Annotated in this window: 4 protein-coding genes; all 4 read left to right on the top strand. The window is 46.4% G+C overall.

The window, feature by feature from the left end; translation table 11 throughout:
- Window positions 1–23 precede the first annotated feature (23 nt).
- Genes ENN47_09455 through ENN47_09440 form a run of 4 tightly spaced genes read left to right on the top strand, consistent with a single transcriptional unit; the run spans window position 24 to window position 3,513 of the window.
- Window positions 24–776 carry a hypothetical protein gene (locus ENN47_09455; GenBank protein ID HDP78388.1) on the top strand — a complete coding sequence of 251 codons (753 nt, stop codon included), beginning with the start codon at window positions 24–26 and terminating at the stop codon, window positions 774–776.
- Between the two features lie 4 nt (window positions 777–780).
- Window positions 781–1,725: a sugar-binding transcriptional regulator gene (locus tag ENN47_09450; protein HDP78387.1), complete on the top strand. Its 945-nt coding sequence runs from the start codon at window positions 781–783 to the stop codon at window positions 1,723–1,725.
- Window positions 1,726–1,739: 14 nt separating this feature from the next.
- The gene (locus ENN47_09445) at window positions 1,740–2,723 is read left to right on the top strand and encodes a hypothetical protein (GenBank protein HDP78386.1); all 984 of its coding nucleotides are present in this window, start codon (window positions 1,740–1,742) and stop codon (window positions 2,721–2,723) included.
- A 1-nt stretch (window position 2,724) separates the two neighbouring features.
- On the top strand, window positions 2,725–3,513 hold the full coding sequence (locus ENN47_09440) for a 3-hydroxy-5-phosphonooxypentane-2,4-dione thiolase (GenBank protein HDP78385.1): 789 nt from the start codon (window positions 2,725–2,727) through the stop codon (window positions 3,511–3,513).
- Window positions 3,514–3,589: the final 76 nt, after the last annotated feature.

The following is a 3,589-nucleotide window of genomic DNA, read 5'->3' as shown; positions in this document are numbered from 1 at the left end:
GTGAGAAAACGTGATGCACGTTTGTGCACAGATGTGGAGGAGTTTTGGTGAACGGACTAAAGAGAAGACTGAGTAGATTGCTAGCCGGTGAATCGCTTGTCCTTGCAGCGGCCGATCATGGGCAATTTGCAGGGGTACCGGAGGGGTTGGAGGACATAAAGAGCTATGTTCACGAGGTTGAGAAGCTGGATGTTGACGGGATCATTCTCAATCCCGGGATAGCCTCTCTCATAGATGAATTAGATTGTCGGAAATCTCTGATTGTGAGAGTCACTCACGCCGGGTCGGCGCTTTCCGGGGACATAGAGAACACAAAGTATTTTCTGCAACCGGAGGAGGCTCTTCGCATGGGGACAGACGGCGTCATCGTCATGGGAATTGTTGGTCAGGAATGTGATTCAGATGCTCTTCATAGTCTTAGCAGAGCGATTTGGGAGTATCGAAGATATGGAATTCCTGTGATTGCGGAGATGTTGCCGTACAAGAAGGAAGAGTATTTCTCAAGGAAAGTGATTGCGGATATCTCGAGAATAGCTGCCGAATTGGGTGCAAATATCGTTAAGACAAACATCACGAGTGATTATGAGTATGTAATCAGATCCTGTCCCGTTCCTGTAATCATAGCAGGTGGAGAAAGGAGCAAAGACTTCTTCTCGTCTCTTGAGGAAGCAGCTGCTGCGGGAGCTGCGGGTGCGGCCATTGGAAGAAACCTGTACTTGGAACAGGACAAACCTAGCTTCATCAAGAGAACAAGAGAGGTATTAAGACGGAGGTAAGGAGATGAAGACAGACGAAGTTAGTCTCGCTTACAGAGCCGCAGAAATGTACTACGTAAATGAGATGAATCAGGAAGAGATCGCATCAGAACTTGGAATTTCCCGATCAAAGGTTTCCAGACTTCTTACAAATGCGAGGAAACTGGGAATGGTGAAGATCGAACTCGTAGAACCAGACTCATTTGACCTCAGCGCGCTCGAGGAAGAACTCTGCAAGAAATACTCGATTAGAGAGGCACACGTAGTTGCGTCTGTAGAGGGAACAGAAAAGGAAACTAAACAGAGAATTGCATTGTCCTTTCAGAACAATATCTTGAAAATAATCGACGGGAAGAGATCCGTTGGCCTTGGCTGGGGAACTACTGTTTATGAGGCTGTAATGAGTCTACCAAACAAACTGGGGCAGCTTCCCGATATGAAGATCGTTCCTCTCCTTGGGGGCCTTGGTCAGTCAGAAAAAACATATCAGATCAACAATATTGTTGAGAAGATGGCGAACTCTCTGGGTGCGACACCGGTATTTCTTTCCGCTCCGGCAATCGTCAACACTGCCGAACAGCTCAGCATGATGACTCAAGTGGGATCTGTTCAGAATGTCATAAGTGAATGGGCTCACCTTGAGGCAGTAGTTTTTGGTTTAGGAGCCCCGGCCGGCATGTCTGCGGTGCTGGATTCAAACCTTCCTGGAGAGATCATCCTTGAGCTTGTTCGAAAACACGCGGTGGGAGATATCGTTTCGAGATTTCTAAACAAGGAAGGAGAAATCATCTGCAGAGAGATCGAAGATGTCTTACTGGGCATTCCCTTCCATGATTTAGTAAAAGTGCCTGAAAAGATATGTTTAAGCGGTGGAGAGCATAAGGTCGATGGAATCCGCGCCGCTCTCTCAAGGGGATATATAACTACATTGTTTACTGACATTAGGACTGCCCAGAGGTTGGTTGCATAACAGGAGGTGTGTGAATGAAAGCAGTAATGTACGAAGGAATTGGAAAGCTCTCTATCAGAGAGGTTGAGAAACCAAAAATCGAGGAAGACGGAATTCTTGTGAAGATTATGTATTCATTCATTTGTTCTACTGACATAAAGACCTTTAAACAGGGCCACCCCATGATAAAGCCTCCCACCATTCTCGGTCATGAATGCTCGGGAAGGATTGTGGAAGTTGGATCGAAGGTTGAGGGTTTTGAAGTCGGAGATTGCGTTGCAGTTGCTCCATTCGTAAATTGTGGGGAATGTGAACAGTGCATTGGCGGGAATCCCGAAGGCTGTAGAAATAGGAGTTTTCCGAGCAATGGCGCTATGACGGAATTTCTTTCCGTAGACATGAGTTATGCCAGCAAGGGTGTTTGGAAAGTCTCTGAATCTCAAATTAGGGAAGCTGCTCTCGCCGAACCCATGGCTTGCGCGTTGACCTCATGTAGAAACATGAAGCTCCAACCGGGGGAATCTGTTCTAGTAGTTGGTGCAGGTATCATGGGAATGCTAAATGCCACGGCCCTGAGAGATATCTATGGTCAGATCGTAAAGATAGTCGATACAAGAGAAGACAGACTTAAACTAGCGGAGGAAATGGGTTTTTCCACTTCCCTTGAAGCTTCAGGTAAGTTCAACTCAATTGTTCTTACCGCGCCAATTCCTGAGCTCATAGACAAATATCTACCAATGGTCAAACTTTTCGGCAATCTGGTTTTGTTCGGAGGCTATCCAAAAGGGATAAAGGCCTCTTTCGATCCTAACATCATACATTACAACGGAATAAGAATGACCGGAACTACAGGATTTGCACCAAAAGACTTCGCTGCCGCAATCGCGTTAATGAATAGCGGTCAGCTCCTTCTAACGCCTTTTACAAATAGGATCTACGAATTCTCGGATTTTGAGGAAGCCTTCAATGATGCGGTGGAAGGCAGATCAATAAAAGTCGGAATAAAGGTTGGTGAGTGAGTTGTTTGGCAAGAAAAACAGACTTTCAAGGATTTTCAACAAGTCTGGAAAATCGATCATGTTAGCTCTAGATCACGGGATGGCTCTTGGTCCGATGCAAGGTATTGAGAGGCCGGGAGAAGTTCTGAAAAAACTTACACCTTACACAGATTCCATCATGCTCAATAAGGGGATCCTCCAGAACTGCTACGTACCCGATGGACATGTTGGAATAGTCCTCCGGATAAGTGGTGCAGCAACCATAGTTGGTGAAGATCTCACAAAGGAGAGTTTAACCACTACCGTGACGGAAGCGCTAAGACTCTCGGCTGATGCCGTTGCTACTTCAATCTATGTAGGAACTCCAAATGAACACTCGACGATTAAAGAACTGTCGCTTCTCTGTGATGAATGCGAGACCTACGGTCTTCCAGTTCTCGCGGTAACCGCAATTGGCAAGGATAGAGAAAGAAAGACAGATCCCAGATACCTTGCGCTGGCTGTAAGAGTAGCAGCAGAAATGGGCGCGGACATTATCAAAACTTACTACTGTGATGAGAACTTCGAAAAGGTAGTGGAAGCAAGCGCAGGAGTTCCGATAGTCATTGCGGGAGGTCCGAAGATGGATTCGGTTCTCGACGTCCTGAAGATCGCCGAAAATGCCGTTAAGGCTGGAGCTCTTGGGGTAGACATGGGGAGAAACGTCTGGCAACATGAAAAACCCGTTGAAATGCTCTTGGCATTGAAAGAAGTCGTGAACGAAGGAACCAATGCGGAGGAAGCTTACGCAAAGCATTTCGGGAGAAAGTAATGAAGATTGTTGAGATGATCTCGATCAGGAAGGAATTTCCCGGGGTCGTTGCTCTTGACAATATTGACTTTGCTCT

Source organism: Mesotoga infera (assembly GCA_011045915.1).
Lineage (GTDB): Bacteria > Thermotogota > Thermotogae > Petrotogales > Kosmotogaceae > Mesotoga > Mesotoga infera_D.
The sequence above is the reverse complement of the archived record's forward strand: the minus strand, read 5'-3'. Positions and strand labels throughout refer to the sequence as shown.